Raw genomic sequence first — 4,911 nt, 5'->3', positions numbered from 1 at the left:
ATGAGCTGCCGCTACCCCGGCGGGGTCAGCACGCCCGAACAGCTGTGGCAGCTGGTCGACACGGGCACGGACGCCGTCGGCGACTTCCCCGCCGACCGCGGCTGGGACGTCGAGGCCATCTACGACCCCGACCCCGACGCCCCCGGCCGGACCCACGTCCGCCAGGGCGGCTTCCTCTACGACGCCCCGCAGTTCGACCCCGCCTTCTTCGGCATCAGCCCGCGCGAGGCCCTCGCCATGGACCCGCAGCAGCGGCTGCTGCTGGAGACCGCCTGGGAGGCCTTCGAACGCGCCGGCATCGACCCGCACCGCCTCAAGGGCAGCCGCACCGGCATCTACGCGGGCGTCATGTACCACGACTACGGCAGCTGGCTCACCGAGGTGCCCGAGGGCGTCGAGGGCTACCTCGGCAACGGCAACCTGGGCAGCGTCGCCTCCGGCCGCGTCTCCTACACCCTCGGCCTGGAAGGGCCCGCCGTCACCGTCGACACCGCCTGCTCCTCCTCGCTCGTCGCCCTCCACCTCGCGGTGCAGGCCCTGCGCACCGGCGAGTGCACGCTCGCGCTCGCGGGCGGCGTGACGGTGATGTCCACCCCCGACACCTTCATCGACTTCTCCCGCCAGCGCGGCCTCGCGCTGGACGGCCGCTGCAAGTCCTTCGCGGAGGGCGCGGACGGCACCGGCTGGGGCGAGGGCGCCGGCCTGCTCCTGCTGGAACGGCTCAGCGACGCCCGGCGCAACGGCCACCGCGTGCTGGCCCTGGTGCGCGGCACCGCCGTCAACCAGGACGGCGCCTCCAACGGCCTCACCGCCCCCAACGGCCCCTCCCAGCAGCGCGTCATCCGCGCCGCCCTCGCCGACGCCCGCCTGGAACCCCGCCAGGTGCACGCCGTCGAGGCCCACGGCACCGGCACCCCGCTGGGCGACCCGATCGAGGCGCAGGCCCTGCTCGCCACCTACGGCCAGAACCGCGACGAACCCCTGTGGCTGGGCTCCGTCAAGTCCAACATCGGGCACACCCAGGCCGCCGCCGGTGTCGCCGGCGTCATCAAGATGGTCATGGCCATGCGCCACGGCCGGCTGCCCAGGACCCTGCACGCCGAACACCCCACCTCCCAGGTCGACTGGGAGGCCGGCGCCGTCGCACTCCTCGGCGAGGCCCGTGACTGGCCCACAAAGGACGGCGAACCCCGCCGCGCCGCCGTGTCCTCCTTCGGCATCAGCGGCACCAACGCCCACGTCATCATCGAGGCCGCCCCCGAGCATGAGGCCCGCGCCCAGGAGCCCTCCTGGACCGGGCCGCTCCCGCTCGTCCTGTCCGGCAACGACGCGCAGGGCCTCGCCGCCCACGCCCGCCGCCTCCTCGACCACCTCACCGCCGGCACCGACCCGGTGCCCGACATCGCCCACACCCTCGCCACCGGACGCGCCGCGCTCGCCGAGCGGGCCGTCGTCACCGGCGCCGACCTGCCCGCCCTCACCGCGGGCCTGACCGCCCTCGCCGAGGGCGACACCACCGCGCCGAACGTGGTGCGCGGCCGGCCCGCGGCGGAGTCCCGCATCGCCTTCGTCTTCCCCGGCCAGGGCTCCCAGTGGGCCGGGATGGCCGCCGACCTGCTCGACACCTCACCCGTGTTCGCCGCGCGCATGGCCGACTGCGCCGCGGCCCTCGCGCCCGTCACCGACTGGGACCTCCTGCAGACCGTCCGGGCACGGCAGCCGCTGGAACGGGTGGACGTCGTCCAGCCCGTGCTGTGGGCGATCATGGTGTCGCTCGCCGAGGTGTGGCGCGCCCACGGGGTCCGGCCCGCCGCCGTCATCGGCCACTCCCAGGGCGAGATCGCCGCCGCCTGCGTGGCCGGCGCGCTCTCCCTCGCCGACGGCGCCCGCGTCGTCGCCCTGCGCGCCCAGGCCATCGCCCAGGCCCTCTCCGGCCGCGGCGGCATGATGTCGGTCGCGCTGCCCGAGGCCCGGGTACGCGAGCTGATCGCCCGCTACGACGGCCGCGTGGCCGTGGCCGCCGTCAACGGCGCCTCCTCCGTGGTGGTGTCCGGCGACGCCGACGCCCTGGACGAACTCCGCGAGACGATCGTGGCCGGCGGCGACCGCGCCAAGCGGCTTCCCGTGGACTACGCCTCGCACTCCGCGCACGTCGAGTCCCTCCGCGACCGCCTGCTCGCCGACCTGGCGGACGTGCGGGCCCGGCCCGCCGAGGTGCCGTTCTACTCGACCGTCACCGGCGCCCGGCTCGACACCGCCGGCCTGGACGCCGGCTATTGGTACACCAACCTGCGCCAGAGCGTGCTGTTCGAGCCGGCCACGCGCACCCTGCTCGACGCCGGGTACGGGGTGTTCGTGGAGTGCAGCCCGCACCCCGTGCTGCTGCACAGCATCGAGGAGACCGCCGACGTCGCGGGCACCGACGTCACCGGCCTCGGCTCGCTGCACCGCGAGGACGGCGGCCCCGCACGCCTCCTGGCCGCCCTCGGCGAGGCCTTCGTCGCCGGCGTCCCCGTCGACTGGTCGGCCGTGTTCGCCGGCCTGCCGGTGCGCCCCGCCGGCCTGCCCACCTACCCGTTCCAGCGCGAGCGGTACTGGCTCGGCCGGTCCGCCTCCGCCGGCGACGTCACCGCCGCCGGGCTCCGCACCACCGGCCACCCGCTGCTGGGCGCGGCCGTCCCGGTCGCCGAGGGCGGCACCCTGTTCACCGGCCGCCTCTCCACCGCCACCGCGCCGTGGCTCGCCGACCACGCCGTGTCCGGCACCACCCTGCTGCCCGGCACCGCCCTCGTCGAGCTGGCCCTCGGCGCCGGCCACGACCTCGGGTGCGGGCACCTCGCCGAACTCACCCTCCAGGCACCGCTGGTGCTGCCCGCCCGGGGCGCGCTCCAGCTCCAGCTGCACATCGCCGCCGCCGACGCCTCCGGACACCGCGCGCTGACCGTCCACTCCCGCCCCGAGGACGCCGAGGACACGGCCTGGACCGCGCACGCCACCGGACTGCTCGCCCCGCAGACCGCCCCGCCCGCCTTCGACCTGGCGGCCTGGCCGCCCCAGGGCGCCGAGCCCGTACCCGTCGAGGACGCCTACGACCACCTGGCCGGCCTCGGCTACGGGTACGGGCCCGCCTTCCAGGGTTTGCGGGCGGTGTGGCGGCGCGGCGACGAGACCTTCGCCGAGGTCGAACTGCCCGTCGACGCCGACGGCTTCGCCCTGCACCCCGCCCTGTTCGACGCCGCCCTGCACGCCGACGGACTCGGCACCGAGGCGGCGGACACCGCCCGGCTGCCCTTCGCCTGGACCGGGGTCTCGCTGTACGCGGCCGGGGCCACCGCCCTGCGGGTCAGGATGCACGGCGACGAGACGCTGTCCCTCCAGCTGGCCGACCCCACGGGCGCCCCGGTCGCCGAGGTCGAGGCCCTGGTCTCCCGGCCCGTCGACCCGGCCGCGCTCGCACCGGCCGCCCGCACGGACGACCTGTACCGCCTGGACTGGCCGGCGCTGCCCGTCCCCGCGGCGCCCGTACCCGAGTACGCCGTCTGGGACGAACCGGGCCTGGCCGCGCTGGAGTCCGTGCCCGCGTGGGTGGTGCTGCCGGCCGGCGGCGGCGACCCGGTCACCGGCGCACACCGGGAGACCGAGCGGGTGCTGGCCGCCGTACAGGACTGGCTGGCCGACGAACGCACCGCCGAGGCACGGCTGCTGGTGCTCACACGGGGCGCCGTTGCGGTGGGGGAGGAGGACGTCACCGATCTGGCGGGCGCCGCCGTGTGGGGCCTGCTGCGGGCCGCGCAGGGCGAGCATCCCGGGCGGTTCGTGCTCGTGGACGGCGGTGAGGCGGACGCCGCCACGGCCGCCGCGGCATCCACCGCGGAACCCCAACTGGCCCTGCGCGCCGGCACCGTGCACGTGCCCCGGCTGGCCCGCACCGCCCCCCGGGGCCAGGCCCCGGCCCTCGACCCGGACGGCACCGTACTGATCACCGGCGGCACCGGTGTGCTCGGCGCCCTGGTCACCCGGCACCTGGTCGCCGAGCACGGCGTACGCCGCCTCGTGCTGGCCGGGCGCAGCGGCACCGCCGCCGACGACTTCACCGGCCTGGACGCGGAGATCACCGTGGCCCGCTGCGACGCCGCCGACCGCGACCAGCTCGCCGCGCTCCTCGCCGCCGTACCCTCCGACCACCCGCTGACCGCGGTCGTCCACCTCGCCGGCGTCCTGGACGACGGCCTGCTCGCCGACCAGACGCCCGCACGCCTGGACGCCGTCCTGCGCCCCAAGGCCGACGCCGCCTGGCATCTGCACGAGCTGACCCGCGACCTCGGTCTCGCCGCGTTCGTGCTGTTCTCCTCCGCCGCCGGCACGGTCGACGGCGCCGGCCAGTCCGGCTACGCCGCCGCCAACGCCTTCCTCGACGCGCTGGCCGCCCACCGCAGCCACCACGGCCTGCCGGCGCACTCGCTGGCCTGGGGCTTCTGGGAGCAGCGCACCGGGCTGACCGCCCACCTCACCGACGCCGACGTGGCCCGCATGGCCCGCGCGGGTGTCCGCCCCCTGTCCACCGCCGAGGGCCTGCGCCTGCTCGACGCCGCCCTGGCCGCCGAGGAGCCGCTGCTGCTCCCGGTCGGCCTGGACCTGCCCGCCCTGCGCCGCGCCGCGGACGTTCCGGCGGTGCTGCGCGCTCTGGTGCCCGCACGCGCCCGCCGTACCGCGGCCTCCCGCACGGACGCCGCGTCCTTCGCCGACCGGCTGGCCGCGCTCGGCCCCGCCGAACGCGACGCGGCTCTCCTGGAGCTGGTCCGCACCCATGTCGCGGCCGTGCTCGGCCACGGCGGCGACATGACGCTCGACCCGCGCCGCTCGTTCCGCGAGGCCGGCTTCGACTCGCTGACCGCCGTGGAACTGCGCAAC

The 4,911-nt window shown here is 76.9% G+C and carries 1 protein-coding gene; it reads left to right on the top strand.

The genetic code is table 11. The features are described 5' to 3' along the window. The coding region (locus CCN44_RS10235; RefSeq protein ID WP_143649675.1) for a type I polyketide synthase at nt 1–4,911 on the top strand (4,911 nt) is incomplete at both ends.

It is taken from the genome of Streptomyces tricolor (assembly GCF_002155905.1).
Taxonomy (GTDB): Bacteria; Actinomycetota; Actinomycetes; order Streptomycetales; family Streptomycetaceae; genus Streptomyces; species Streptomyces tricolor.
This window is presented reverse-complemented; position numbering and strand designations above follow the sequence as displayed.